The sequence below is a fragment of the Protofrankia sp. Cr1 genome, assembly GCF_963555865.1.
In the GTDB taxonomy this organism is placed as follows: domain Bacteria; phylum Actinomycetota; class Actinomycetes; order Frankiales; family Frankiaceae; genus Protofrankia.
The window spans coordinates 27,549-28,041 of sequence record NZ_CAUVXO010000005.1; the positions used below are offsets into that span (position 1 = coordinate 27,549).

The following is a 493-nucleotide window of genomic DNA, read 5'->3' on the forward strand; positions in this document are numbered from 1 at the left end:
CTCCGGTGGCGGAGCCAACAGCGTCGCGGTGATGTCATCGATATCGGTGATGTCGAGGAACCTCGCGGTCTCCCGACCGTCACGGCCGCTCCACCGCCGCCAACGCCCGGCGTTGCCCGGACCGAGGGGCGGCAATGTGACCACAGCGAGCGACAATACCCGTACCGGACAGACAGGCATGAAAGCGCCGGAGCAGAGATTGTGTTCCGCGGAGCGCAACGTCCGGGCCCGGCGCGCGCAACCCCTTGCGGAACAGCTGGAACCGACCCATAATCGAATGCATGTTCGAAATCGATGTGGAGTCTGCCCCCCTCCACCAGCTCGAATCCGAGATCTGCGCCTGGGCCGGGCGGATCTCGGCGGCCATGTGCGCCTGGCTGCTGACCGTGGCTGCGTTCGACCGCCGCGAAGGCTGGAGCGGGGTCGGCATCCGCTCATGCGCACATTGGCTGTCCTGGAAATGTGGCGTCGGCCTGCGCACCGGCTACGAACA

At 66.5% G+C, this 493-nt stretch carries 1 protein-coding gene and 1 pseudogene; one reads left to right on the top strand and one right to left on the bottom strand.

Annotation, left to right across the window (positions count from 1 at the left end; all coding sequences use genetic code 11):
• Nucleotides 1–180, bottom strand: a 180-nt coding sequence (locus U9980_RS01430) for a hypothetical protein (RefSeq protein ID WP_322766346.1), incomplete at its 3' end; no start/stop codon positions are given.
• A 101-nt stretch (nt 181–281) separates the two neighbouring features.
• Here U9980_RS01430 and U9980_RS01435 point away from each other — a divergent pair.
• Nucleotides 282–493: pseudogene (locus U9980_RS01435) on the top strand (HNH endonuclease); the annotation flags it as partial.